The organism is Luteimonas terricola (assembly GCF_004352845.1).
GTDB lineage: Bacteria > Pseudomonadota > Gammaproteobacteria > Xanthomonadales > Xanthomonadaceae > Luteimonas > Luteimonas terricola.
In genome coordinates this window covers 138,795-164,738 of the sequence record NZ_SJRX01000001.1, presented here as the reverse complement: position 1 = coordinate 164,738, position 25,944 = coordinate 138,795, and the positions used below count along the sequence as shown (strand labels likewise).

The 25,944-nt window shown below is 68.3% G+C and carries 26 protein-coding genes; 3 read left to right on the top strand and 23 right to left on the bottom strand.

Annotation, left to right across the window (positions count from 1 at the left end):
• The 12 genes from E2169_RS00855 to dapA all read right to left on the bottom strand — a co-directional run bounded on the left by E2169_RS00855 (position 1) and on the right by dapA (position 10,016).
• Positions 1–507 (bottom strand): FixH family protein, encoded by a 507-nt coding sequence (locus E2169_RS00855; RefSeq protein WP_132984733.1) that lies wholly within the window; start codon positions 505–507, stop codon positions 1–3.
• Complete coding sequence (locus E2169_RS00850) at positions 507–2,060, bottom strand: 4Fe-4S dicluster domain-containing protein (RefSeq protein WP_132984732.1); 1,554 nt, start codon at positions 2,058–2,060, stop codon at positions 507–509. The genes E2169_RS00855 and E2169_RS00850 overlap by 1 nt, the downstream gene beginning before the upstream one ends.
• Complete coding sequence (locus tag E2169_RS00845; RefSeq protein ID WP_132985423.1) at positions 2,057–2,311, bottom strand: hypothetical protein; 255 nt, start codon at positions 2,309–2,311, stop codon at positions 2,057–2,059. The genes E2169_RS00850 and E2169_RS00845 overlap by 4 nt, the downstream gene beginning before the upstream one ends.
• Before the next feature lie 41 nt (positions 2,312–2,352).
• Positions 2,353–3,288 (bottom strand): cytochrome-c oxidase, cbb3-type subunit III, encoded by a 936-nt coding sequence (gene ccoP, locus E2169_RS00840; RefSeq protein WP_132984731.1) that lies wholly within the window; start codon positions 3,286–3,288, stop codon positions 2,353–2,355.
• A complete protein-coding gene (locus E2169_RS00835) occupies positions 3,285–3,425 on the bottom strand; it encodes a cbb3-type cytochrome oxidase subunit 3 (protein ID WP_229659125.1) in 141 nt (46 codons plus the stop codon). Before E2169_RS00835 ends, ccoP begins: the two co-directional genes overlap by 4 nt.
• Positions 3,425–4,099 (bottom strand): cytochrome-c oxidase, cbb3-type subunit II, encoded by a 675-nt coding sequence (gene ccoO, locus E2169_RS00830; RefSeq protein WP_132984729.1) that lies wholly within the window; start codon positions 4,097–4,099, stop codon positions 3,425–3,427. Before ccoO ends, E2169_RS00835 begins: the two co-directional genes overlap by 1 nt.
• A gap of 1 nt (position 4,100) precedes the next feature.
• The gene (ccoN, locus tag E2169_RS00825; RefSeq protein WP_132984728.1) at positions 4,101–5,603 is read right to left on the bottom strand and encodes a cytochrome-c oxidase, cbb3-type subunit I; all 1,503 of its coding nucleotides are present in this window, start codon (positions 5,601–5,603) and stop codon (positions 4,101–4,103) included.
• Positions 5,604–5,853: 250 nt separating this feature from the next.
• The gene (azu, locus tag E2169_RS00820; protein ID WP_132984727.1) at positions 5,854–6,309 is read right to left on the bottom strand and encodes an azurin; all 456 of its coding nucleotides are present in this window, start codon (positions 6,307–6,309) and stop codon (positions 5,854–5,856) included.
• 97 nt (positions 6,310–6,406) lie between these two features.
• Complete coding sequence (locus tag E2169_RS00815) at positions 6,407–6,814, bottom strand: SirB2 family protein (protein WP_132984726.1); 408 nt, start codon at positions 6,812–6,814, stop codon at positions 6,407–6,409.
• 4 nt (positions 6,815–6,818) lie between these two features.
• Positions 6,819–8,045, bottom strand: coding sequence for an NnrS family protein (locus tag E2169_RS00810; protein WP_229659126.1), 1,227 nt, complete (start codon positions 8,043–8,045; stop codon positions 6,819–6,821).
• Positions 8,046–8,557: 512 nt separating this feature from the next.
• Positions 8,558–9,082: a hypothetical protein gene (locus E2169_RS00805; RefSeq protein WP_132984724.1), complete on the bottom strand. Its 525-nt coding sequence runs from the start codon at positions 9,080–9,082 to the stop codon at positions 8,558–8,560.
• Between the two features lie 22 nt (positions 9,083–9,104).
• Positions 9,105–10,016, bottom strand: coding sequence for a 4-hydroxy-tetrahydrodipicolinate synthase (dapA, locus tag E2169_RS00800; RefSeq protein ID WP_132984723.1), 912 nt, complete (start codon positions 10,014–10,016; stop codon positions 9,105–9,107).
• A gap of 66 nt (positions 10,017–10,082) precedes the next feature.
• Here dapA and E2169_RS00795 point away from each other — a divergent pair, with 66 nt between their 5' ends.
• From E2169_RS00795 to E2169_RS00785, 3 genes are all read left to right on the top strand, one after another.
• Positions 10,083–10,775: a glycine cleavage system transcriptional repressor gene (locus E2169_RS00795; RefSeq protein ID WP_188726142.1), complete on the top strand. Its 693-nt coding sequence runs from the start codon at positions 10,083–10,085 to the stop codon at positions 10,773–10,775.
• Between the two features lie 16 nt (positions 10,776–10,791).
• A complete protein-coding gene (locus E2169_RS00790) occupies positions 10,792–11,271 on the top strand; it encodes a peroxiredoxin (protein WP_132984722.1) in 480 nt (159 codons plus the stop codon).
• A 118-nt stretch (positions 11,272–11,389) separates the two neighbouring features.
• Positions 11,390–12,793 (top strand): PhoH family protein, encoded by a 1,404-nt coding sequence (locus E2169_RS00785; protein WP_132984721.1) that lies wholly within the window; start codon positions 11,390–11,392, stop codon positions 12,791–12,793.
• 240 nt (positions 12,794–13,033) lie between these two features.
• Here the strand turns inward: E2169_RS00785 and E2169_RS00780 are convergent, their stop codons facing one another.
• The 11 genes from E2169_RS00780 to E2169_RS00730 all read right to left on the bottom strand — a co-directional run bounded on the left by E2169_RS00780 (position 13,034) and on the right by E2169_RS00730 (position 25,941).
• Positions 13,034–14,707 carry a SulP family inorganic anion transporter gene (locus E2169_RS00780; protein WP_132984720.1) on the bottom strand — a complete coding sequence of 558 codons (1,674 nt, stop codon included), beginning with the start codon at positions 14,705–14,707 and terminating at the stop codon, positions 13,034–13,036.
• Positions 14,708–14,922: 215 nt separating this feature from the next.
• Positions 14,923–15,711 (bottom strand): DNA adenine methylase, encoded by a 789-nt coding sequence (locus tag E2169_RS00775; protein ID WP_207918341.1) that lies wholly within the window; start codon positions 15,709–15,711, stop codon positions 14,923–14,925.
• 156 nt (positions 15,712–15,867) lie between these two features.
• Entirely contained in the window at positions 15,868–18,003 is a 2,136-nt protein-coding gene (locus E2169_RS00770; RefSeq protein ID WP_132984719.1) for a hypothetical protein, read from the bottom strand.
• Positions 18,003–18,284 (bottom strand): hypothetical protein, encoded by a 282-nt coding sequence (locus E2169_RS00765; protein WP_132984718.1) that lies wholly within the window; start codon positions 18,282–18,284, stop codon positions 18,003–18,005. Before E2169_RS00765 ends, E2169_RS00770 begins: the two co-directional genes overlap by 1 nt.
• Positions 18,281–18,505 (bottom strand): hypothetical protein, encoded by a 225-nt coding sequence (locus E2169_RS00760; protein ID WP_132984717.1) that lies wholly within the window; start codon positions 18,503–18,505, stop codon positions 18,281–18,283. The genes E2169_RS00765 and E2169_RS00760 overlap by 4 nt, the downstream gene beginning before the upstream one ends.
• Positions 18,502–18,744 carry a hypothetical protein gene (locus E2169_RS00755; protein WP_132984716.1) on the bottom strand — a complete coding sequence of 81 codons (243 nt, stop codon included), beginning with the start codon at positions 18,742–18,744 and terminating at the stop codon, positions 18,502–18,504. The genes E2169_RS00760 and E2169_RS00755 overlap by 4 nt, the downstream gene beginning before the upstream one ends.
• On the bottom strand, positions 18,744–19,529 hold the full coding sequence (locus E2169_RS00750) for a phage BR0599 family protein (protein WP_132984715.1): 786 nt from the start codon (positions 19,527–19,529) through the stop codon (positions 18,744–18,746). The genes E2169_RS00755 and E2169_RS00750 overlap by 1 nt, the downstream gene beginning before the upstream one ends.
• Entirely contained in the window at positions 19,526–20,779 is a 1,254-nt protein-coding gene (locus E2169_RS00745) for a hypothetical protein (protein ID WP_132984714.1), read from the bottom strand. Before E2169_RS00745 ends, E2169_RS00750 begins: the two co-directional genes overlap by 4 nt.
• Positions 20,780–21,243: 464 nt before the next feature.
• Positions 21,244–22,263, bottom strand: a complete 1,020-nt coding sequence (locus E2169_RS00740) for a hypothetical protein (RefSeq protein WP_132984713.1) — start codon at positions 22,261–22,263, stop codon at positions 21,244–21,246.
• Positions 22,263–23,177 (bottom strand): hypothetical protein, encoded by a 915-nt coding sequence (locus E2169_RS00735; protein ID WP_132984712.1) that lies wholly within the window; start codon positions 23,175–23,177, stop codon positions 22,263–22,265. The genes E2169_RS00740 and E2169_RS00735 overlap by 1 nt, the downstream gene beginning before the upstream one ends.
• A gap of 1 nt (position 23,178) precedes the next feature.
• Positions 23,179–25,941, bottom strand: a complete 2,763-nt coding sequence (locus tag E2169_RS00730; protein ID WP_132984711.1) for a phage tail length tape measure family protein — start codon at positions 25,939–25,941, stop codon at positions 23,179–23,181.
• Positions 25,942–25,944 lie beyond the last annotated feature (3 nt).

Here is a 25,944-nt window from a genome sequence, read left to right as displayed (position 1 = left end):
TCACTCCTGCTCGCCGGAGAAGGCCGGCTTCACGTGGGCCGCGCGCTGACCCATGGGCAGCCGCCCCTGCAGGCGCCAGGGCGTGCCCTCGGGCATCAGTTCGAGCTTCCAGTCGTGATCGAGGCCGAGCTCGGCATCCGCACGCCAGCCGTTGTCACTGGGCGCCGCGCGCAGTTCCACGTCCGACGCAGCCTGCGTCGGATGACGCAGCACGAGGCGCAGCGGCTGCCCGCGATCGAACTCCCCGGTTACCGGCAGCACTTCGACATAGCCTTCGTCGATGCGGACGATGGCGCTCAGCCGCAGGTCGCGGGCACGGGCGTCGGGACTCAGGTCGGAGACCTGGATCTGCGCGGTGCGCTGGACGACGTCGCCCACCGAATCGGCTGAATCGCGGAACGCGAGGGTGAGCAGGATCACGCCTGCGATCACCGACGCCAGCGGCAGCGCGATCACCAGCCACATCATGGGTTCGCGCCAGAAGGGGCGTTTTTGGTCGTCTGTCATCACATGGGTCCGAAGAAGCTGCTGTCGACCGTCTCGCTGGCCTCGCCGTCGATCGTCTCGACGCGGAAGGTCAGGGAGTGGCGGCCCTTGAGGGAGTCGGGGGCGGCGATGATCACGGGCACGCTGATCACCTGCTGGGCATTCGCCCGTACGGCGTCGAGGCCCGTGCCGCGCAGCTCGATGCCGGCCGCGCCACCTTCGATGGCGATGCGATAGGTGCTGGCGCCGTCGCTCTTGTTGACCACCTTGATGGTGTAGTCGTTCTCCACCTGGCCATCGGCGACCACGCGATAGAGCGCGTTGCGATCGCGCAGCACCTCGACGATCAGCGGACTGCGCATCTGCACGCCCGCCACCCATGCCACGCTCAGCGCCAGCAACAGGGCGCCGTAGACCAGTACGCGGGGGCGCATGACGCGGGTGGGCTTGTTGTCGATCGCGTTCTGGGTGCTGTAGCGGATCAGGCCGCGTTCGAAGCCCATCTTGTCCATCACGTCGTCACAGGCGTCGATGCACGCGCCGCAGGCGATGCACTCGTACTGCAGGCCGTTGCGGATATCGATGCCGGTCGGACAGACCTGCACGCACAGGGTGCAGTCGATGCAGTCGCCGAGCTCGTCAGTGGCGAACTTCGGCAGCGGCTCGGCCACCTCGCCGATGCCGCCGAGGGAGATGGTGCCCGCGGCCTGCACGCGGTTGTCGGCGGCGGTCGGGTGCAGTGCCGCGCGGAACACGTAGTCGTAGGCGGTGATCTGGTCGAGCAGGCCGCGCGCACGCTGGACAACGCTGCCCAGCCCGCGCTTGCGTGGCCCGCGCGGCTCGCCGCGCATGGGGTCGTAGGCGATGATCAGGGTGTTGCGGTCGAACATCGCGCTCTGGAAGCGCGCGTAGGGACACATGTACTTGCACACCTGCTCGCGCAGGAAGCCGGCGTTGCCCCAGGTGGCCAGTGCATAGAACAGCACCCAGAACACTTCCCAGCCGCCCCATTCCAGGCGTGGCAGGCGCGCGGCCAGGTCGCCGATGGGCGTGAAGAAGCCGACGAAGGTGAAGCCGGTCCAGAGTGCGAACACCAGCCACAGCGTGTGCTTGGCGCCCTTGCGCAGGACCTTCTCGCGGGTCCAGGGGCCGGCGTCGAGCTTGATGCGCTTGTTGCGCTCGCCCTCGGTCCAGCGCTCCATCCACAGGAACACTTCCGTCCACACTGTCTGCGGGCAGGCATAGCCGCAGAACAGGCGCCCGGCCAGCGCGGTGAAGAAGAACAGCGCCAGCGCGGCGATGATCAGCAGCAGGGCCAGGAACAGGAAGTCCTGAGGCCAGAAGGTCAGGCTGAAGACGTGGAACTTGCGCGCCGGCAGGTCGAACAGCACCGCCTGGCGGTCGTCCCAGCGCAGCCACGGAAAGACATAGAACATGCCCAGCAGCCAGAACACGGCGGCCACGCGCAAGGTGTTCAGGCGTCCGGAGACTTCGCGCGGATAGACCTTGCGCTCGCTGACGTACATCGAGCCGCCGGTGTCCTCGGCGAGCTCCAGGGGAATACGACGGTTCATCTGTCGGGGGGAAGCGCCTTGTTGAACCGGCTTGCCGGGCGCAGCAGGATCCATGTGAAAAGGCTCGAGGCCGCGGTGGCGACCCAGAACATGAAGAAGGCGATCGAATAGCCGAGGCTGCGGCTGATCTCGACGTCGGGGAAGGTGATGTCGCGCAGCATCAGCGGGTCGACGAAGGCCGAGAACACCATCGTCGCGACAGCGGCGGCGAAGAAGCTCGGCCACAGGATGGCACCGACCCGCTGCGCCATGGGGCGCGGCGGGTGGTCGAAGCCGGGGCCCGGGACGTGGCTCACTGGGCGTCCGCGCTCTGCGCCTGGTCGCCCTCAGCCCGGGACAGCGACCAGACATAGGACGCCACCAGCCGGGACCGGGTCTCGCCAAGCAGGTCGCGGTGCGCCGGCATGACGCCGTGGCGGCCCTTGTTGATGGTCTCCATGATCGACTCGACGGAGTTGCCGTACATGGCGTAGTCGTCGGTCAGGTCGGGCGCGCCGAGGTCCTGGTTGCCCGTGCCGTCGATGCCGTGGCAGGCCACGCAGACGCCTTCGTACAGGCCCTTGCCCTGGGCGGCGAAGTAGTCGTTCGCGGGCACCTCGCCGGCAAGCGAGCGCGTGTAGGTGGCGACCGAGAGCACGGCGTTCTCGCCGCCCATGCCGGTGAGGACCGTGCCCCATTCCGGCATCACGCCCTGGCGGCCATCGAGGACGCTTTCGAGGATGCGCTCCTCGGAGCCGCCCCAGTGCCAGATGTCGTCGGTCAGGTTGGGGTAGCCCACCGCGCCCTGCGCGGAGGATCCATGGCAGGTCGCGCAGGTATTGGCGAAGATCGCGCGCCCGAGCTCGAGCGCGCGCGGATCGCCCGCAAGCGCCGAGATCGGCTGGCCGTCATAGGGACGGAAGGTCTCGGCCAGGATGGCGTCCTGCCGGACCTTGTCGGCGTCGTGTTCGCCGGCCGAGGTCCAGCCGCTGATGCCCTTGAAGTTGCCCAGGCCCGGATACCAGATCAGGTAGCCGACGGCGTACACCATGGTCAGGTAGAAGCCGATGATCCACCAGCGCGGCAGCGGCTTGTTGTACTCGGTGATGTCGCCGTCCCAGACGTGGCTGGTGTCGTCGGGCTTGGGATCGCCCGGGCGGCGCCGGGCGGTCCACGCCAGCAGGGCCCAGAGGCCCGCGATGTTCAGCAACACCAGCACGATGACGTAAATGCTCCAGCCGGTGGTCATTCCCGGGGCTCCTCGGAATCGTCCTCAAGGGGCAGCTGCGCGGCTGCGTCGAACTCGGCCTTGTGCATGGGCCGCCAGATCCAGATCCAGCCGCCCACGAACAGCAGCAGCAGGGCGACGGCGATGATCCCGCCCATCATTGCGCGGCCTCCATGGATGTCGTGGCGGCGGCGCCGACCGTCGGCGCGTGCAGGCCCAGGCCCTGCAGATAGGCCACCACCGCGTCGAGCTCGGTCCTGCCGGCAACGACCCCGGCGGCATCGGCGATCTCTTCGTCGGAGTAGGGATCGCCAAGCCGCTGCAGCTGCCGCATGTTGCGGCTGACCGCCCGGCCGTCGACCGGCGTGTCCGCGAGCCATGGGAAGGAGGGCATGTTCGATTCCGGCACGACTGCACGCGGGTCGATCAGGTGCACGCGATGCCAGTCGTCGGAGTAGCGGCCGCCCACGCGCGCAAGGTCCGGCCCGGTGCGCTTGGAGCCCCACAGGTGCGGGCGATCGTAGACCGACTCGCCGGCCAGCGAGTAATGGCCGTAGCGCTCGGATTCGAAGCGCAGGGTGCGGATCATCTGCGTATGGCAGTTGGCGCAGCCCTCGCGCACGTAGATGTCGCGGCCTGCGAGTTCGAGCGCCGGATAGGGCTCGACGCCGGGCAGGGGCTCGATCGCCTCGGCCTGGTACATCAGGGGCACGATCTCGGCCAGCCCGCCGAAGGACACGGCGATCGCCACCAGGCCGATCAGCAGGCCGACGTTCTTCTCGATCTTCTCGTGCGCGTTGGGCGGCGGGGGGATCTTGTTCTGTTCGCTCATGTCAGGCTGCCTGGACTGGAACGCGGGCGTCGGACGGGTCGGGCGGCAGCAGCGGCTGCGGGGCCGGATTCCTGGCCATCTGGAATGTCTTCCAGGTGTTGGCGGCCATCAGGAACATGCCGACAAGGATCAGCACGCCGCCGCCGAGGCGCACGAGGTAGTAGGGATAGGTCGCGTTGAGGGACTCGACGAAGCTGTAGGTCAGCGTGCCGTCGGCGTTGGTCGCGCGCCACATCAGGCCCTGCATCACGCCGGCGATCCACATCGCGACGATGTAGAACACCACGCCGATGGTGTGCAGCCAGAAGTGCACGTCGATCCACTTGATCGAATACATCTCCTTGAGGCCGAGCACGCGCGGCATCAGCGAATAGATCGAGCCGATGGTGATCATGGCCACCCAGCCCAGGGCACCGGCGTGCACGTGGCCGATGGTCCAGTCGGTGTAGTGCGACAGCGAGTTGACCGTCTTGATCGACATCATCGGCCCTTCGAAGGTGGCGATCATGTAGAACGACAGCGCGACGATCAGGAACTTCAGGATCGGGTCGGTGCGCAGTTTGTACCAGACACCCGACAGGGTCATGATTCCGTTGATCGCGCCGCCCCAGCTGGGCGCCAGCAGGATCAGCGAGAACACCATCCCTACCGACTGCACCCAGTCGGGCAGGGCGGTGTAGTGCAGGTGGTGCGGGCCGGCCCACATGTAGACCGCGATCAGCGCCCAGAAGTGGACGATCGACAGGCGATAGGAATAGATCGGGCGCCCGGCCTGCTTGGGCACGAAGTAATACATCATGCCGAGGAAGCCGGTGGTCAGCAGGAAGCCGACCGCGTTGTGGCCGTACCACCACTGCACCATGGCATCGACCGCGCCGCTGTAGACCGGGTAGGACTTGGTCCAGCCAGAGGGGATCGCGATGTTGTTGACGATGTGCAGCAGGGCGATGGTGATGATGTAGGCGCCGAAGAACCAGTTGGCGACATAGATGTGCTGCACGCGTCGCTTGGCGATCGTGCCGAAGAACAGCACCGCATACGCGATCCAGACCACGGCGATCAGCCAGTCGATCGGCCATTCAAGCTCGGCGTATTCCTTGCTCTGGCTCATGCCCATCGGAAGCGTGATGACCGCCGCCACAAGCACTGCCTGCCAGCCCCAGAATACGAATGACGCCAGCCTGTCGGAGATGAGGCGGACATGGCAGGTGCGCTGGACCACGTGCAGGCTGGTCGCGAACAGCGCGCAGACGCCGAAGGCGAAGATCACGCCGTTGGTGTGCAGCGGACGCAGGCGGCCGTAGCTCAGCCACGGGATGCCTTCGGCGATGGTCGGCCAGTAGAGCTGTGCGGCGATGAACACGCCGACGGCCATGCCGACGATGCCCCAGATCACGGTCGCGATCGTGAACTGACGCACCACCTTGTCGTTGTAGTAGCCGGACCTGGCTGCGTCTTGGCCGCTTGCGGCCGTGGCCGAAACGGCGGCGGGGGTCGATGACATGGAGGGGAGACCTTGCTTGTTGTGTATTCTGGGCGCGGCATGCAACCCGGGCTTGATCGCGGTCAATGTGCGCGTCGGGTTCCCCGGGCACTGCAGTGCTGCCAGGCATGGGCCGAGCCACTCACGTGGCGGTCGGCGGATGCTGCATCAGCACATTATAGGCCGCGCGACCGCGAAAAGGGCGCGCCGGAGCGCGCCCCTCGTTGGACAGCAGGCGTCGCGGCAGGGTCGCCGCGACGCACGGTTTTGCTTATGGAGCGACCACCAGCTTGCCCTTCATCAGCGCGGCGTGGCCGGGGAAGGAACAGAAGAAGGTGTAGTCGCCGCCGGCCTTGAGTTTGCTGCCGTTGAACGTGGCCCTGGTGCTCTCGCCGCCGCCGATCATGTCGGTGGCGGCAAGCACTTTGGGCTCGTCCTTGGGCAGGTAGCCGGCTGCGGCGCCGGCCTTGGCGCCGGCGCTGTTGATCGCCGACACGTCGGCCGTTGCGGAAACGACAACGTTGTGTCCCATCGCGACCGCGGGCAGCTGGCCGGTGTGCGCCAGTTCGATGTTGATCGTCTTGCAGGACGCCGAAACGGTGACCTCCTTCTGGTCGAACTGCATGCGGTCGTCGCCGCTGAGCTTGATCGTGCAGTTGGATGCCGCGGCGGCACCGCCGAAGGCGAGCAGGCCGAGGCCGAGGGTGGCGATGACAAAACGCTTCATGTGGATCTCCTTGGGGGCTTGATCGGGTGCGTCGGCACCGTGGGCCGGTGCATGCATGCAGTATCCGGCGATGGGACGCCCGCGACCATGACGTGGGTCAAGCGGCGGTCAGCAGCCAGAACATACCGCCGGGATGATGGGTCCGGGCGATGGTGTACATGAATCCGAAGACGGTCAACGCGGCGAGGTAGCACGCGGTGCGCACGCGCGCCGTCCGGCCGCGCCTGAGGGCGAACGTGCCAAGGCCCACGTAGACCACCAGCAGCACGAGTTTCGCGGTCAGCCAGCCGTTGGCGAACATGGCGCCGGGCAGGATGGTGAGCAGCATGAGTGCAGCCGTGAGCAGCGTGGTGTCGATGGCATAGCTCAGGTGGCGCACCGGCGCCGCCATCGCCCAGCGCTGCCGTCCCGCCTGGACCAGCAGCCCGCGGAGCGCGAACACCAGCCCGCTGGCGAGCACCGTGGCCACGTGCACCCACTTGATCTGCGGATAGAACTCGATCATCGGCTCACCCCGGACGCCCGTCCTGGCGCGGCGACAGGTAGATCCTGCCGAGCCGGAGCACCCAGGGTCCCAGCGCCACCAGCCAGCCTGCCGAGGCCACGGCCCACCAGGCGCCGGCGTCGGCCGAGATGTCGGCCAGGATGCGCGCGACCGTGACCAGCTGGATCGCCGCGAAAGCAAACCACGCCACGCCCGGCATCTCGATCTTCCGCCCCGAATGGCCCTGGCTCACGCGGGTCACCATGGCCACAAGGAGGCTGCCGAAGAAACCCACGAACAGCGCGTGCGCCGGCGCGCGACCCAGGATGAAACCGTCGCCCGCGAAGTACACCAGGCTCTGCACGGCATACAGCGCGAAGGTCACCGGCAGCCAGGCCAGGCCGAGGAACAGCACCGCCAGGATCCCGGGCTTGGGGCCACGCGGCCACCAGCGCCACAGTGCCAGCAGTGACAGCGCCAGCAGCGGCAGGTCGGCCAGCCACAGCCAGGCATAGGCGTGCACCATCTCCAGGCCCAGGTGCAGCAGACAGAACCCCCAGAACGCCGCCAGCAGCCACATCGGCCGCCAGGATTTGTAGCCGGGCACCACATTGCCGGCGAAAAAAGGAAACATGCGGTGCGCCACCGTCAGGTAGACCGGCAGCAGCAGTCCGAAGGTGCCGATCTTGATGCTGGCGAAGATCCACTGCGGGGCGCCGGACAGCAGGCCCCCTCCGAACGCGGCCAGCCCCAGCCAGCCCAGCACCAGGGCGGCAAAGCACGAACGCGCATGCCAGCTGCGGTTGCGGTCACGCAGCACCAGGTCGCCGAGGAAACACAGACCCGCCGCCCAGCCCGCGAGCGTCATCGCCACGCCGACCTCGATACCCGCGGGAGCACCGAGCGCGCCCAGCAGGACCGCCAGCTGGCCGCCGAACATGCCGGCACCCACCGGCACGTAGTGCCAGCGGGCCGCATCGGGCAGCCCCATCCACTTCGGGAAGGTCGTCAGCAGGAAGCCGAAGATGAAGCTCGGCAGCATCTGGTACTGCATGACGATGGCGTGCAACCAGCCGGCATAGGGATCGGGCTGCGGCATCCGCAGCAGCCCCGGCCAGCGCGCAGCCACCAGCCACGCCGTCCACCACGCCATCGCCAGCAGCACGTTGCCGGCGCCGACGAAGAACATGAGGCGATGGGGAGCGGCGGCGAGCAGCCGCGGCGAAAGGCGGGCGTCGGGTCGTGTGTCCATGGGCATCAGTGTGGATGTTCCGGGGGCGAAACGGCCTTGATCCAGGTCATTGCGATGGTGCATGCGGGCTGTGGAAAAAGGTTCTTCTCCCAGTTTCGGCGAAACGGTTTCGACGAGGAGTGTCTGATACTTCGCTAGGCTTGGCCGTGACCTGGAGGGCCCCGCCGCGGCCGGGAGGCCTTCGCGGCTCATGTCCCCCGGCATCCGCCTGGCGGCGGATGCCTCCTCCTTTACTTCCCCGCGAAGGCCTCCCGGCCACGACGGGGCTCGGCTTCGGCTGGACTACGCACGATCCCCGGCTTTTGCTTCCGGGCCACAGCGTACTGCCGTGCACCGGGTGCCAAGGCCCTTGAGAGCGAAGTCAAGGAGGAGGCGATGGCCGCAGGCCATCGCCGGGGGACATGAGCACTCAAGGGCCTTGGCACCCGGCGCCCGAGAGTTTTTTCAATGGCGCGCAAAAAAAGCGCGGCCCGTGTCCGGACCGCGCCCGAGGTCTTGCGCCGTGCTGCGGATTACTGCGCCAGCCCTGCCCGCAACGCTTCGATCACGCGCACCGCCTCCTCGCCGGTCGCGGGCAGGCCGCGCGGATCGACCGCGGACACATAGGTGCCCTCCCCCGACTGCGACACCCGCACCAGGAACCTGCTGTCGCCGGCGTCGACGTCATAGGTGCCCAGCAGTTGCGCCTTGCTGACCACGGTGACGCCCTCGATCCCGGCCAGCAGAGGCTCCACGCGCTGGAAGACCTCGTCGCGCGGGGCAGCCACGTTGAAGCCGCTGCCCGCACCCTGCGGCGCCGCGGTCGGCGCGTCCATGGTCGAACGGGTCACGCTGGTGGTTCCCGACTCGGGCACGACCATGGCCGAGCTGGTGTCGGGGCGGTCGAGGTCGGGCGGGACCTCGAGCGGGCGGTCCTGCGGGGCCGGCGCGTAGAGCGCGTTGTCCTTGCGGAACCAGCTGCAGCCGGCGGTGGCGACAAGGGCGGTGACGAGGGCGACCGCGATGGCCGGGCGGAGCATGGAACGGGAAGGCTGCATGGATGTCTCCTGGGAAAACGGTTCAGGCCGCGAGTGCGTCGCGACAGGTCTGTTCAAGTGATGCAAGGCTGGCGGCGATCGCATCCGCCGCGGCCGTGTGGGCCGCCGAAAGCGGCAGCAGGGGCAGGCGGATGCCGTCACGGTGGCCGAAGCCGCGCCGCGCCAGCAGCGCCTTGACCGGGATGGGATTGGACTCGACGCCGCAGAAGTCGATCAGCGCGGCCAGCCGTGCACCAAGCGCCTCGCAGCCCGCGGCATCGCCGGCCCGGGCAAGGTCGCACAGGCGGCGGAAGGCCGCCGGCGCGGCGTTCGAGGCCACCGAGACCAGGCCGTCGGCCCCGGCGAGCATCGAGCGCGCCGCGCTGCCGTCGTCGCCGCTGAGGATCGAAAAGCCCGGGCCGGCCAGCGGCAGCAGCGCGCGTACGCGCGCCGCGTCGGCGACGGCTTCCTTGATGCCGACGATGGCCTCGTGGGCCGCCAGTCCGGCCACCGTCTCCGGCTGCATGTCGCAGCCGGTGCGCGGCGGCACGTTGTACAGGACCACCGGCAGCGCGCCGTCGTCGGCGACCGCGCGGTAGTGCGCGAGCAGGCCCGCGGGCGTCGGGCGCACATAGGGCGGCGTGACCACCAGCGCCGCGTCGGCACCGCAGGCAGCGGCCAGGCGGGTGCGTTCGATGGTGTGCGCCGTGCCCGACTGCCCCGTGCCCGCGATCACCGGCACGCGGCCGGCGACGCGTTCGACGGCGGCGCGCAGCAGGGTTTCGTATTCAGCGCCGCTCAGCGCGGCGGCCTCGCCCGTGGAGCCGGCCACGACCAGGGCCTGGGTGCCGCCCGCAAGCTGGGCGTCGACCAGGCACAGCCATGCGTCGGTATCGGGTCCGCCGGCGGCCGTGAACGGCGTCGCCAGCGCGGTGATGCTGCCGGAAAGGTGCAATCTGGGCCTGCGTCGGGAAGCCGTGTGGGAGGCCGCGCGAGGGTCGGCGCAGCGCCATGATCTTACTTGCGGCTTCGAAGCACGGGCAAGTATGCTGGCCGCAGCCTCAGGGCGGCCACAGCGCCCGCGTCCAGGGCCGCACGGCAGCCGGCAACCCGGCTCCCCCGCCATCGCAGCACCTCCGTGGACCCCGCTTTGACCGACACCGATACAACCCGGCCCGCGCCGACCGAGAACCACCTCCTGATCAACGCCTATACGACGCATCCGCGCTCGCCGCTGCTGGCGGTGTCGCGGCGCATCGCCGACAGCGGCTGCAACCTGGTCGACACCCGCCTGTCCACGGTCGGCCGCGACGTCTCGGTCACCGCGCTGGCCACGGGCTCCTGGGACGCGGTCGCCAAGCTCGAGGCCATGCTCTCGCGCCTGGAGCGCGAGGAAGACCTGAAGCTGGTCTGGTACCGCACCGGCGCCAAGCCCGTGCAGTCCAACCTGCTGCCCTACATCGTCGAGGTGGTGGCGTCGGACAAGCCGGGCATCCTGTACCAGCTCGCCGACTTCTTCGACCGCCAGGGCATCACCATCGAAAGCCTGCACTGCTCGCGCTACCGCGCCATGCAGACCGGCGCCGACATGTTCTCGGCCCAGGTCACCATCGGCGTCCCGGCGGACATGCACATCGCTGCGCTGCGCGACGACTTCCTCGAATTCTGCGACCACCTCAACCTCGACGCGATCATGGACCCGATGAAGTTCTGAGCGCGCAGGGATCGAAATGAACGAAGGCGACACACTCGACCGCAACACCCTGAAGCTCCCGCTGCAGCTCTCCGGCGGCGCCACCGCCACGCTGGCCGACCACGCCGGCCGCTGGCTGGTGCTGTACTTCTATCCCAAGGACTCCACGCCCGGCTGCACCACCGAGGGCCTGGACTTCAACGCCCTGCTGCCGGAACTCGATGCGCTCGGCGCCGACGTGCTCGGCGTCTCGCGCGACTCGGTGAAGTCGCACGACAACTTCTGCGCGAAGCAAGGCTTCGGCTTCCCCCTGGTCAGCGACGCGGACGAGGCCCTGTGCCGCGCCTTCGACGTGATCAAGGAAAAGAACATGTACGGCCGCAAGGTGGTGGGCATCGAGCGCAGCACCTTCCTGATCGACCCGAAGGGGCGCATCGCGCGCGCATGGCGCAAGGTGCGCGTCCCCGGGCACGCCGCGGCCGTGCTTGAAGCGCTGAAGGAAGCCGGCGCCAAGTGACCCAGCGCCACCCCGTCGCCCTACGCTGCCCCGCCACGCGGGTCGCGGCGGGCCGCGCCTGCGCCTGCGCCAGCACACCCCGACCCCGCCACCCACCCCTGGACGGACCCACACCGCGATGAACCACGGCAAGCGGATCTACGTGCTCGACACCAACGTGCTGATGCACGACCCCACGGCGCTGTTCAAGTTCGAGGAGCACACCGTCTACCTGCCGATGCAGGTGATCGAAGAGCTCGACAACGGCAAGAAGGGCACCACGGAGGCCAGCCGCAACGCGCGCCAGGTCAGCCGCTTCATCAACGAGCTGATCGAGGCCCAGGGCGCCGACCGCATCGCGTCGGGACTGAGGCTCGAACGCCCGGGCAGCGTGCAGCTGCGTGGCTCCGGCGCCAGCGGCGTGCTGCGCTTCCAGACCACGATGCCGAAAGAGGACAAGACCTCCTTCGGCGCGGTCGCGCCCGACAACCGCATCCTCGGCGCGATCCTGGACCTGCGCCGCGAGGGCTCCAGCGACCCGGTGGTGTTCGTCTCCAAGGACATCAACCTCCGCATCAAGGCCGCGATCGCCGGCATCCCAAGCGAGGATTACGAGAACGACCGCGCGCTGGACGATTTCAGCCTGCTCTACACCGGCGCCACCGCGCTGCCGGAGGATTTCTGGCAGCGCCACGGCAAGGACCTCAAGTCCTGGACCGACAAGGGCCGCACCTATTACGAACTGCGCCACAGCGAGGACGACGACTGGCATCCCAACCAGTACCTCTACCTGCCCGGCGACGAAGAGGCGGAGTTCCGCGTGGCTTTGATCGAAGGCGACCGCGCGGTGCTGCAGATCGTCGACGACTACCGCAGCCACCAGCACGCGGTCTGGGGCATCGTCGCCCGCAACCGCGAGCAGAACTTCGCGCTCAACGCGCTGATGGACCCGGAGATCGATTTCGTCACCCTGCTCGGCACCGCGGGCACCGGCAAGACCCTGCTGGCGCTGGCCGCTGGACTTGCGCAGACGATGGACGCGCAGCGCTTCCGCGAGATCATCATGACCCGCGCCACGATCAGCGTGGGCGAGGACATCGGCTTCCTGCCCGGCACCGAAGAAGAAAAGATGACGCCCTGGATGGGCGCGCTGACCGACAACCTCGAGGTGTTGCTGCCGCACAACAAGGAAGGGGGCAGCTGGGGACGCGCGGCCACCAACGACCTGCTGGCATCGCGCATCAAGATCCGTTCGCTCAATTTCATGCGCGGCCGCACGCTGCTCGACCGGTGGTTGATCCTGGACGAGGCGCAGAACCTGACGCCCAAGCAGATGAAGACGCTGATCACGCGCGCGGGTCCGGGCACCAAGATCGTCTGCCTGGGCAACGTCGAGCAGATCGATACGCCCTACCTGACCGAGACGACGTCGGGCCTGACGTACGCCGTCGACCGCTTCAAGCACTGGGCGCACAGCGCGCACGTGACGTTGCGGCGCGGTGAGCGTTCGCGTCTGGCGGATTACGCTTCCGAAGTCCTGTAAGAACCGGGGCCTTTGGTTGGCGGAGGCGGAGGGTGTGCGGGTGGGGAAAAGCAGAAACGTCGCGGCTCCCCGCTGCTTTTCTCAACGACCGTGAAGGTGTCCCCCATGGCGGGTTGATGGGTACGCAGTGGGCATAAAGGCCCGCGCAGCGGGACAGCCCACGGAGTACCCATCGACCCGTCACCCCGCAGCGCCATCCGCCTTCCAACAACTCGCGAAACCGTCACCAGTGCCGGGCGGCTATTCCGCCGCCGACGACGCTCCGTCAGCGGCCCGCTGCGCCTCGACGTGCAGCAGCGCATCCGACAGGTCCTTGAAGTAGCCGCCGGGATCATCCCGACCCACGATACCGGTGCGCACCAGCTTGCGCAGCACGCCCATGTTGGCGCCGTTGAGCAGCACCGTCACACCGCGCGCGCGCAGGTGGCCGATGGTGGACTCCAGGCGCTTCAGGCCGGTCGCATCGATGAACGGCACCCGTTCCAGGCGCAGCGCCACGTAGCGGGGCGCATCGTGCGACCACGACAGCGCGCGCTCGAGCGAATCCACGGAGCCGAAGAAGAACGGTCCGTCGATCGAATACACCGCGACGTCCGTCGGCAAGGCTGAAAGCCCGGCGGCGTCCAGCTCCTGCCGCAGGCTGGCCTGCTTGTGCTCGACCACCTCCACCGCCGAGCTCATCCGGCGCATGAACTGCATCATCGCCAGGATCACGCCGATGTTCACCGCCACCACCAGGTCGGTGAGGATCGTCAGGCCGAAGGTGATCAGCAGGATCGCGACGTCCGCCCGCGGCGCCTGGCGCACCATGCGCAGGAAGCGCGGCGCCTCGCTCATGTTCCAGGCGATGACAAACAGGATCGCGGCCAGCGCGCTCAGCGGCACCCTGCCGGCGTAGGGGGCGATCACGAGCAGGATCAGGACCAGCAGCAGTGCATGCACGACGCCGGCGATCGGCGCGTTGCCGCCGTTGCGGATGTTGGTCGCGGTGCGGGCGATCGCGCCGGTGGCGGCGATGCCGCCGAACAGCGGCGAGACGATATTGGCGATGCCCTGGCCGATCAGCTCCTGGTTGGAGTCGTGCCTCGTGCCCGCCATGCCGTCGGCCACCACCGCGGACAGCAGCGACTCGATCGCGCCGAGCATGGCGATGGTGAACGCCGAGGGCAGCAGCAGCATCACATCGTCGAAGCTGATCGACGGCACCGCGAACGTCGGCAGCGCGCGCGGGATGGCACCGAAGGTCGATTCGATGGTGGCCACGTCCGCCAGGTCGAACGCCACCACCACGGCCGTGGCCGCGATCATCGCCAGCAGCGGTCCCGGGACGCGGGCCATGCCGGGAATCCGCGGGCCGTACAGCACCAGGGCCAGGCTGCCCAGGCCGAGCAGCGCGGTGGGCATGTGCAACTGCGTGAATGCGTGCAGCAGCTGCCAGACCTTGAGATAGAACGGGCCCTCGCCCGCCGTCGGCAGGCCGAAGAAGTACTGCCACTGCCCCACCCAGATGATCACCGCGATGCCGGCGGTGAAGCCGACGATCACCGGGTCGGGGATGAAGCGGATGACCGCGCCCAGGCGCGCCAACCCCATCGCCACCAGGATCACGCCTGCCATCAGAGTCGCCACCAGCAGGCCGCTGACGCCGAACTGGGCGACGACGCCGGCGAGGATGACGATGAAGGCGCCCGTGGGGCCGGCGACCTGCACCCGCGAACCGCCGAACAGCGACACCGCGATGCCGGCGATGATCGCCGTGTACAGGCCCTGCTCCGGCTTCACGCCCGAGGCGATCGCGAAGGCCATCGCCAGCGGCAGCGCGACGACGCCGACGATCAGGCCGGCGACGATGTTGCGCGGCCAGTTGCCCGGGCGCAGCAGGCCGGCGCGCCTGGCTTCAAGCAGGGCGATCATGCGTCGCTGTAACGGCGCGCGATAAATCGGCGCCTCGGGTGAGATAAATGGCGTCACGTAAGAATTGCCGCCGACGCAAGGTAATTGCTCTGGGCGCATCCTATCAGCGGCCGCCAGTTGCCAGCAGCGCCGCATCCTTGCGACGCCCCGGGAGGCCCCGGTTGCTGGCAGGTGTCCACCCTGCCACCGCCAGCGCCCCGCGGTCGTGACCTGGCTCACGCCAGCCGCCCACGCTCCCAGGTGGTGTAGATGCGCTCCCGCCGGGCGACGCCCTTGCCGCCGCCGATGGTGTACTTGATCGGAACCGTCCGCCCTTGGAAGCGATCGAACCGCTCCCGCATGTCGGGGTGGTCGTTGATGGTCAGGATGGCGTGGCCCTGCAGGCCAGCCATCACCTCCACCAGCTGGTCGTACTCGCTGAGCGGGAAGTCGCCCCCGTAGCCCTCGGTCTGCCAGTACGGCGGGTCCAGGAGGAACAGCGTGCCCGGGCGGTCGTACTTGGCCAGGCATGCCTGCCAGGGCAGGCACTCGATCACGACGCGGTGCAGGCGCAGGTGGGCAGCGCTCAAGTCCTCCTCGAGGCGCAGGAGGTTGATGCCCTTCGCGCCGGTTGGGCCGACGCCCAGGGTCTGCCCTGACACCTTCCCGCCGAACGCCAATCGCTGCAGGTAGAAGAACCGCGCCGCGCGCTGGATGTCCGTCAGCGTGTCGACGTGCTGCAGCTGCGCCCAGCGGAACATCTCGCGGCTGGTCAACGCCCACCGGAACTGCCGGACGAACTCGTCCAGGTGGTTGGCCACGACCCGGTAGAGCCGGACCAGCTCCCCGTGGGTGTCGTTGAGCACCTCGATCTTCGCCGGCTCTCGGGCGAACAGTGCGGCCGCGCCGCCGGCGAAGGCCTCGACGTAGCAGGTGTGTGGGTTGTCAGAGAGCAGCGGCAGCAAGTGCTGCAGCAGCCTGGTCTTTCCGCCAGGCCAGGGGAACAGCGTTTTCGTTTTCGGCACGGTCTCAACCTCTGCGATGTCACTGGGCCAAGGTGTCTGCACTCCCGCGGGGGTGGCAGGGCCTCGGCCAATGGCACGCGGTCAAGCGCGTGTACTGCGGCGCCGAGTCGGCATTCCCGTGCCGGCTCGGCGCCCTGTTCTATGTCGTAAGCGGCCTCACGCGGGCTGGAACCCGAACTCGTGCGACAGCGCCTGCCAGCTTGTGGCGCCGTCCCGCACGCACTCCACCTCGACCCGGACCACACCGGCGCCGGCGGGGATGAAGGTGTCGCTGCTGCCGGCCACCCCCGCTTCGGTGCGGGCCAGCACGCCGCCGAGGTACCAGCGGAAGGTCTTGGTCGTGCCCGGCTCGGGGCCGATGCTGACCTGGTCGCTGTCCACCAGCTGGTCGGCTTGCAGCAGACGATCGCGGTCAGCGACCTCGGCCGTGATGGATGCGCCGGTCACCGTGGCGGGATACGCCTGGCCCTCGATGCGGAGCCGACCCGGTGGATACGGGCGGAACTGGCGGCCCGCCATCGCGACGCTGCGCGTGACCGCCTCGGCCTCGGCCAGCGTGCCGCTGCTGGTGCGGGTGCGCAGCTTGGCGTCGACCGTCTCGCCGTCCAGGTACTCGGTCGGGTCGTAGCCGTGATACGTGTCGGGGAACCACACCAGCGTGCCGGAGACGTGTCCGGGCGATCGCGGCACTGTGTCGACGCAGCCGCGGGCGATGCCCACCTCGCCGGTGCCTGCATTGATCGATGTCACCCGGCAGTGCTCGACGCCGCCGATGATGCATTCCTCGCCCACAGCCACCCCGGCCAGGCCGCGGTGGCTGTTGAGCGTGATCAGGGTCGCCGTCGGGCCGAGGCCGCTGGCCAGCACGCCGTTGGGGCTGAAGTCGCCGGATCCGACCTCGGCGAAAGGCGCGCTGGCCGTGCGGGTGAACAGGGTGAAGTTGTAGGCCGGGCCGACGGGGCGGGCGCCCACTGCCACCAGGTAGCCGGCCTCGTCGCCCATCATAGCCAGGTCTGCCGGCCGCATGATTCCGACCAGGTCCCGGTACGTGGCCTCGTAGACGTGTTCCGGGTCCAAGGGCCGTGGCGTGGTGTCGGGCGCCACCCAGCCGGTCCCCACGTCGGCGATGTAGCTGGTCTGCGCCATGCCGGCGACGTCCTGCAATAGCACCAGCGTGACGGCCGAATCGGTGAGCGTGCCTTCGTCGATCTCCTCGACGCGGACCGGCATGCGGTGGACCTGCTTCCGCGCCCAGGAGATGGCGCGCACTTCGCCGCGGACGAAGGGGCCGGCGCTCGCCTTGACGGTCACCTTGACTCGCTGCGGCATCATGCTCTTTGCGTGGCACTCGCGGGCCGCCACGCGGTCGACCAGGTCGAGGTTCCACAGGCCCGGCAGCTGGATCTTCTCCGAAACCACCTGCCCGGTCGCCTGGATCGATGCCAGGTTGGCATAGGTCCGCGCAATGTCCTTGCCGGTCATGCAATCGAACCCGACGACCGTCACCTCATTGACGGCACCACCGGTGACCAGGGGGTCGGACCACTCTTCGAGCGACACGATGTTGCTCTCGTCGATCAGCGGCAGGGCTTCGACGTCGTAGTTGCCGCGGTAGAGCGTGAACACGATCTTGTCGTCGCGCACGCCCCACTGGGCTCCGACGTGGTTGCAAATCAGGGTCAGGAAGGTGCCGACGGACTCGCTGCGGCTCCACTTCAGGCACAGCCCGAAGCCTTCGTCGGCGAGCGTCTGTGCCATCCCGAGCAGGTTGGCCTCGTCGATGATGTCGGCGGGCGAGGCGCCGTAGCCCCAGTCGGTGTGGGTCAGCGTCTGGTAGGCGAGGTGCGCCGCGTTCATGCCCTCGCCGATCTTGCACAGCGTCGGCTGCCAGACCGCGCCTTCCCAGCCCATGAACCAGCGCGAGACCAGCCAGCGGCAGGTCTTCACGTAGGGCGAGAACGCGCCCACGATGCCGTCATAGACCAGCGTCATCAGGCCACGCGCTGCCGGCCACGGCCCGGGCCGCAGCTCGAGCATGCGGAAGTGCGGCATCTGCGTCGGCTCGCCCATGCGCACGCTCAAGGTGCCCTTGATGCCGCCTTCCTTCTTTTCGCCGCCGAACAGCTCCGGCTTGTCGATGAAGATGTCGCCGCTGGTGGTCTGGTTGCCTTCCCAGGCGTCCTCGCCACCCCATTCGACCTTGCGCAGAGCGTCGACCGGGCCGTGGCAGACGCCGATGTACAGCAGAAGCTGGTGCCAGTAGCCGATCGTCGGCTTGCTGCTCTTGCCCATCAGTGCGGCCTTTGTCGGATGCGGATCGGCGTGCGACGGCGCAGCCAGGTGGGCCGGCGCGGGCGCACGCCGTGGAAGGTGTCGAGGTAGACCAGCAGCTGCGCCGCCAGCACCAGCGCGCCCAGGCAGGCGGCGAGGACCTTGCCGAGCCAAGCGACGGCCAGAACCCCGAGAGCGGCCACCAGCATGGTCAGCAGCGACACCGCCTTGCGGCGACCGGGCGACAGGGCTTCAACGGCCACGAGCAGCCTGCTGACGAGTTCCTGGACCGGGCGCTTCATTCCTGGTCCTCGCGCTCGGCCCGAGCGATCGCCGCCACGCGCAGGGAGAATGCGTCGCCGATGCGTTCCAGCTCTTCGACCGGCAAACCTTCGCAAGCGGCCCTCCGCAGATCGATGCCATGCCGCTGCGCCCAGGCGCGCAGGCCCGGCGCGCACAGCACGCCCTGGCCGGCGAGGCTGGCCCGACGGGCGTGCGCGATAGTGGCCACGATCCGGGTCATTTTCCGCCGCTCGCCTTGATCGGCGGCTCGTTGCGCAGGTCGCCGTAGTCCAGGACGTTGAAGTCCTCGATCCAGCAGGTGCCGAACACCACCGAGATGTCGCGACCCTCTTCCGCGCCAGGCACGTTGAGATCGTCGATCGACAGCGGCTTTGCGTGCTCGATCTTCGGCCGCATGGCCACCTGAACCACCAGGCTGACCACGAGCATTGCGATGTAGAACCAGGTTCCGGGATCCATCAGAACACCGCATGCCCGTCGAACGGGTGGTCGCGAGGGATGGTGTGCTGCCCGCCGTAGTCCAGCGAGTTGTTGAACTTCTCGTGGCACGTGGGCATCGAGCGATCGCAGCCTGGGAACGACGCCACGACCGTGCCGACCGGCAGCGCCGAGGGCGTCAGCAGATGGAGCGTGTCGCCCACGTGCCGCACCACGAAACGGTGCTCGATGTCGGTGCCCACTTGCCAGCGGATGAAGCCTCCACTGAACCAGCCATCCGCGTACGCGGCGAAGGCTGCGGACTGCACGCTGTAGGCGCTGCTTCCGAAGAGCGTGGCATCGACCCGGAACGCGTTCTGGTCAACCCCGCACTGGCGGCCGTAGAGCACATGCGGGCACGCCACCTGCCAGCAGCGCCGGAGGCCCGCCGTCGCCATCGTGGCCAGGCGCGTCTGGCAGCGGATGTGGGCCTTGTGGGTGCTGTCGCGCAGCTCGGCCAGAACGCCGCTCCACAGCAGGCGGGTATGGCCGTCGCTCTTGCGGACTTTGATGAGCCGCAGCTGCACGCGCTCCGATGGTGGGAACGGCCGGAACCAGGACAGCAGCGGGAAGTCGAGGGGCACGTCGAGCCCCAGTTCGCTGCGCGCCTCGCTGCCGGTCTGCGCGATACGCCCGCGCTTCAGGCCGGCCGCGGCGTCGTAGAACTGGCTGTTGAACTCCACGCCGCGGTCTTCGGGCGTGAAGCGCATCACCTTCGGGCCGCGGTTGACCTCGTACAGCTCGACGTGGCGGCTCAGCAGGCTCACGGCTCGTGTGCTCCCACGGTGACAAAGGACAGGCGACTGCGCGCCGCGCCTTCGCTGTCGGTGATGTGGGTGATGCCAACGCGGTCCGATGCCTGGCGGGACAGCGCCATCCAGCTGATCACCCGCACCTGCTCGGGCGCCAGGTCCGCGCCCAGTGGGCTGTCGATCAGCAGCAGCTCGCGATCGGCGTCGAGCTCGCTGCTCGATAGCACTTCGCGGTAGTGCACGGTGCCGTCATTGCGCTCGATGCGGAGGTGGCGCCGACCGGGCTGCTGGCGCAGGTGCGCGGTGATGCCGGCGGCCGCGACGAAGAGTGTGGAGACGCCACTGGTCAGCAGCTCGAGCTGCTGGACGTCGTCGGCGAAGGTCGGCACCCAGAGGCGCTGGTAGCGGCCGGCCAGCCAGTAGAGATAGCTGCGATGGGCCGAACGCTCGGAACGCCCGGCCAGGGTGAAGTCATGCGACTGCTGCGCCCACGCCCGGCCGGTGATGTCGTCGATCGACACCAGGCCGACGTCGCCGTCGAGGATCTCCACGGCACGGAGCGACGACGCGGTGGGATCGTCGGACTCGTCGGCCCGCCATTCCAGCACCGGGTAGCCCAGGTACATGGCCGGCGGCGCCACCGCTGGCCAGTCGCAGGGCTCCGAAGCCTCGAACCGCACCCGGCTGGTGATGACCTGGTCGCTGCGCCGGCGCCACGTGGGCGCCTCGGCAAGCCGCGCCGCGCGACAGGGATACACGCGAGTGCCCGCGGGCCAAGGCTGCAGCGTGGGCCGTGCCAGGCCCAGCACGCCGGGCTCGGTGGTCGCGATCTCCACGAGCTCGTAGCGCTGCAGGTCGCCCCACAGCATGGCGAGGCCGCCGGCGACGTAGTCCAGGTGGGCATGATCCAGCGCGATCGCTTCGCTGGCTGCCGGCAGGTCGGCCGCGAGCTCGCTGCGGTCCGGCATGACCGGCATCGCCCAGATCCGCGCGGCCCAGTCGTAGACGGCGTTCTCGATGATGCGCCGCTCGCGACGATCGGCCACGACGTCGAACTCCCACTGGCGCCGCGGTGCCTCGCGCAGGGCCTCGCTGTCTTCGCTGCCGTCGACGGCCTGCTGGATCTGAGTGAGCCAGGACAGCTCCTCTTCGATGTTGCTGCCCCAGTCGGCGGGCAACGCCCAAGCCTGGAGGCGGCGGCCGGTGATCGTGACCGGAATACCGTCCAGGCCGGCGAACTCGAAGGTCAGGATGGCGTCGATCACCGGCGCGCCTGCGGTGTTTACGACCACATCAAAGATGCGCTCCTGCAGTGGCCGGAACGATAGCGGCAATGGTGCCGGCCCAGTGACCGTGATACCGCTGCCGCCAATAACAGGCGTGTCGATGAGTTGGCGGCTTGAATCGGGCCAAGCATTCCAGACAGCAACCTGCCGTACCTGCTGCGTGACAAGGTTGCCGAGCTCAAGCAGGCGTGGGTACACGTGGATGCGGAAGTAGAAATCCTGCAGGTACGAGGCAACTGCATAGCCCGCCCTGGTCGTGGCCGCTGGACGGATGGGCAGGTTTCGGAGCGGACTGCCCGCGTCCAATCCGGGCTGTCCACCCACCACCCAAGTGCGAGGCAACCACCCTTCGAACTCGAAGGCCCCGACGTCGCCGGAGATATTCGGATTGACGAGGCCGCCGCGCGCCGATGCCACCACATAGCCGGTCCGGATCGGCATAGTCAGGGCCCGTCGTAGCGGATCGCCATCGCCATCGTTCCGCTGTGGTCCAAGCGACTGACCGCGCCATTGTTGGCGTTCCGCGCTGCGGGTTCACGCCGGTGCATCGGATAGACCTTCCAGCGGTCCGGGCCCAGGGTAAGGACGTCGCCATCGCTAATGAAATCATTGCGAATCCAGCGAAGATGCCGCAGCTCACCGATCAGACTGGTCTTCTGCTCCGGGCGCCGCTGGATGATCTGGCACCGAACAAGCACAGACGCAAAATTGGCAGCGCTCGGCTGGTAGGCCAGCAGTTCGCCGTTTCCGGCGATCCCAGACGCCATACGTTCGTTGGCGAGTCCTGAAAACCAGTTGGTCTCGCTACTCCAAGCCGGAACGCTGCCGTTGCTGTCATCGAAAGCCCCGTGCATCTGAGAACCAAGGTTTGAGTTGGTGCTATTTGCGCCGGTGAATGAAAAGAAGAACGCCGGCCCGCCCATATTCCCTTGCGACCCGTGAATGAGCGACCCATGAGGACCGAAGTTGAAGTGGTTCACAGTGCGGTAAATATCGGTGCGGCCAATTCGACCCATCATGGAGCTGAACCAGTTGCCGGTTCCCGCATTGCCAGGGGCCGGGCTCCGGCCAAACGCAAGGTTCTGCCAACGCAGGCCACCTTCGTAATTGACCATCACGTACACCTCATCAGGCGCATCGAGGACATGGATGTGGTAGGTAGCCGGCCAATCCCAATCCGGATACGAGGTGCCAGAAGCTGCACGCAGAGGCCCCAACAGGCCGTGCCCGGACGGCGTGTCAACGAGCTCGTTGCTTCCATCGATGCCATTTCCCACTCGCACCCGAACATTCCCATTCGGTGGTGCGCCGGTCTCTCCGTTGTTGGCCAGCATCACCTCCGCGAAACAGCCGGATTTCGACAGCACGTTGCCTGCCAGCGTCCAGCCGTTGGAAACGCAAGCCGCGTGGATCACGGAAACCAGGTCGGCGAGCGATAGCGCCGTGCCGGTGATGTACGCCATTAGTCGAGCCTCATCGCGTAGTAGTCATTGAAGCTGGTGCGGGCGACGTCCTGCAGACACACCCACGGCACGCCGCCGGCCAGCACGATGGCCTCGGCGCGCTCCTGGGCAGTCCAGGCGGGGTTGTCGACCACGGGCGTGCCGCCCACCTGCACGACGCTCTCGACGATGTTGTTGAAGTTGGAGACGTAGCCGATGCCATCCAGCTCGCCGAAGACATTCGGCACTGCCTCACACAGCACCACCGGCATAATTGGGTACTGCCCGTTGGTGTCCCGCAGCTGCGAGGAAGCCCCGCCGATCCACGCGTTGTTCCAAGGGTGCGTCAGCGGTTGTTTCCAGGTGCCATCCAGCCACCGCAGGCGCAGGTTCACGCGGTTGCCCTTGTACGGCATGGTGTGGCTGATCTCGCTGTACCGCACGGCCGCTGCGCCATTGAGCATGCCCGCAACGCACAACGGGTACGGAAACTCCCCGGGGCGGGCGTACGGCAGGATCTTGCCCACATAGCAGCTCTCGTAGACCGGCGTGCCAACCTTCATCGCCAACGCGATCCGTTGAGCATTGACGGTCAACCAGTAGTCGATGCGCTGGTTATGGGCCGGGACGCCACTTTCCAGGAAGCCCGGCTGCGCCGCCCACGCATTGCCAGGGACATACCCCGCGAAGCCGGCTACAGCGATGTTGTAGTAGTCGGCGAAGCTGTCCTGATAGCAGCGAAACCCGACGAAGATTTCTTCTTCACCGGATAGACCCTCTCCTTTCAGGATGAGTTCGTGGTTCTCGCTCACCTGGTCGAGGCGGAGAGTCACCCAGCCGTTGAGTTCGGCCAGCGCCTGGATCCGCAGCAGCAGCTCCTTGTGGGCGAAGCCCGTGGCGCCAAGTTGATCGGTGTGGGAGATCTCGAAGGCCATGTCAGCTCGCGTCGATGGTGTCTTTGTTGCGCACCACGTTGTGCACAACCGTGCGCTCGAAGGCGCGGGTCTCGCCGAGGCGCTCAGCGAGGGTTTCCATGTCCAGGGCGCTGACCACACGCAGGTTGAACTGCGGCGCCGGCATCGCGTCGCGGGCCAAGCCGCCGCCGGCGAAGCTGTACCGCGGGCTGGTCATGACCGCCGGCGCGGCGCCGACGTCGTGGCGCGGGGCGGCGCCCATGTGGATCGCGCGCATGTAATCGAGGCCGTAGCGGCGGACGGTCTCCTGGGGCATGACGTACTCGCCGCGGTGCACGTAGCCCGCCAGCTGGTACTTGCCGCCGTGGCCGGTGAAGCCGCCCTCCGCGAAGCCGCCCATGCTGTTGGCCACGATCATCATCGTGGCGGCCGCCATCAGCTCTTGGGCCGAGGTGCTGAGCTGGCGCGCGCCAGCCATCACCGCGCCGCCGCCCACGGCGGTGAGCACGGCGGCGCTCTGCAACTTGTCGGCCCCGGCGCCCACGTCGGCGCCGCCGGCGCCGCCCTCGCCGTTGCCGAACACGGCCGCCATCAGCTTGGCCGTCGCGATCGAGGCCAGTTGCTGGGCGGCCAGGCGCGCCATGCCGGCGGCCATGTCGCCGATCAGGCCCATCACCGCTTCGCGAACGGACATGGTCCCGCTGGCCAGGCCTTCCAGTGCATCGGTGAGGCCTGATTCGAAGGTGTTGCGGAAGGTCACCTGCAGCAGCGAGCCCTGGGTTTCCAGGTCCAGCAGCTCATTCTTCAGGCGGGCCAGGTTGGCGAACAATGCCTCCTGCTCCGGGCCCGGTGCCCAGGCGGCGGCTACGGCCTCGAGCACCGGGATCTCTTCCCGCAGTGCCGCGATTCGCATCAGCTGCGCGTCGAGCGCCTGCCTCTGGGCTTCGATGCTGCTGATCAGGCCGTTCTCGCGCAGGATGTTGATGCGCTCCAGTTCGGCCGAGTACTGCGCATTCGACGCGGTCAGCGCCGATTGCACCTGCCGCAACTGGCTTGCAGCTTTCTCCAGCTCCATCAGCTCGCCGATCTGCACCGCCTCGGCGGTCCGGCCCAGCTCCAGCGCCTTCTGGCGCGTCTTCTCAAGCTCCTCGGTGACCCGCTGCAGCTGCGCTTCGTCGCCGCGGCCCGACAGCATCATCGTCCGCATCTTGACGTCGACCAGCTCCTTGGCCAGGTCGATCTGCTTGCGGCCGTTGTCCAGGTCCAGGGCGGCGGCCTGCATCTGCGCCTGCAGCACCGGGCTGGCGTTGCGGTGGGCACCTTCCGCGATCTCGTAGCGGATCCGCGCGGCCTCGCTGGCCCGGGTCTCGCCCTCCTCGAGCTCGCCCAGCATCGCGACCTGCTTCTGCAGGTTGGCCAGCTCTCGCGCGGCGGCGACGTCAGGGTCGGGGCCGGCCCGCTGTGCGCGCGGCGTGCGCGGCGCCTTGGTCTTCGCCTCGCCCTCGATGCCGGCGACGATCCGGGCTTCGTCCTCGCGGATCTTGGCGATCAGGTCCGTGGTTCCGGCCTTCATGGCCTCGGCCACCGCGGCATTGGCGCGCGCCCGGGCGTCGACGATCCGCTTCGCGCGCTTGGTCTCGCCGTCGTCGTAGCGACCCGCCTCCTGGTCCAGCGCGATCGCCATGTCGTTCGCCCGCTGCCCGGCCGCGTCACGCTCGGCCGCGCCCTGCTGCAGCGACGCCTGCTTGAACTTCTCCTGGGCCACCAGGATGCGCCCCTCGAGGCGCGCGATCTGGTCCTGGCTGATGTGGTCGGTCGGGCTGGCCGTGCTGACCAGCTTGCGCCGCTGCGCATCGAGCGCCGCGATCTGCCGCGAGATGTCAGCCAGGCTATCCGGCCGGCCTACGTCCAGGATCGACTGCCAGGCGTCGCGCACCGCGCGCTTGACGTCGATCCACGCGCGCTCCAGCGTGCCGGCGCGCTCGTAGGCCTCCTGCACGCGCTGCTCGTGCACATCGGCGAATGCCTGCACCGCGGCCTCGGCCGCCTCCTGCGTGCGGCCCTGCTCCTCGAGCGAGCGCACGTGCTCGTACACCGACAGCGTGAGGAAGTGGTACTGCTGGTTGAGTTCGGCCAGCTGCGCGCTCGGCGCCTTCGCCAGCGCAATGATCTTGGCCGTCGTGCTCTCCACCGAGTCGCCGGTCAGCGCGGCCAGGTTGACCGCGGCACCGGCCGCGGTCTCCAGCATGTCGGCGGCGATCGCGCCGGAGGTGGCCATGCCCACCAGGGCGACCTTGGCGCCGGCGTAGTCGCCGGTGGCGCGGCCGACTTCGTCGCGCATGTCCGCCATGCCGCCGGCGGTCAGCGCCAGGGTGTTGCCGGTGGAGATCAGTAGGCGCTCGAACGCCTGCTGCTCCTGGTAGCTGCGGTACATCGCGCCGGCATACAGCCCGATCGCGCCGACAACGCCCGCCACCGTGATGCCCAAGGCACCGAAGGCCAGCGCGGCGCGGCCGGCTCCCGTGGCCAGGCGGTCGGTCGCCCCGGTGACGTTGCCGCGGGCGAGTTCGCCGGCGGCGTTGCCGATGCTGCGTGCGGCCTTCTCCAACTGCTTGGCCTGGCGCTCCGCGGTGCCGCCCATGTCGGCCTTGCGCATCTTGGCGTCGGCCTTCGCGGTCGCGTTGCCGACGTCCTCGACCTTCTTCTCGGCCGCGCCCAGCTGCTTGATCGCCTGATCAATGTCGGCGCGGATGCGCAGCGCGAGTTCGAGAGTTCGGTCCGTCACGTC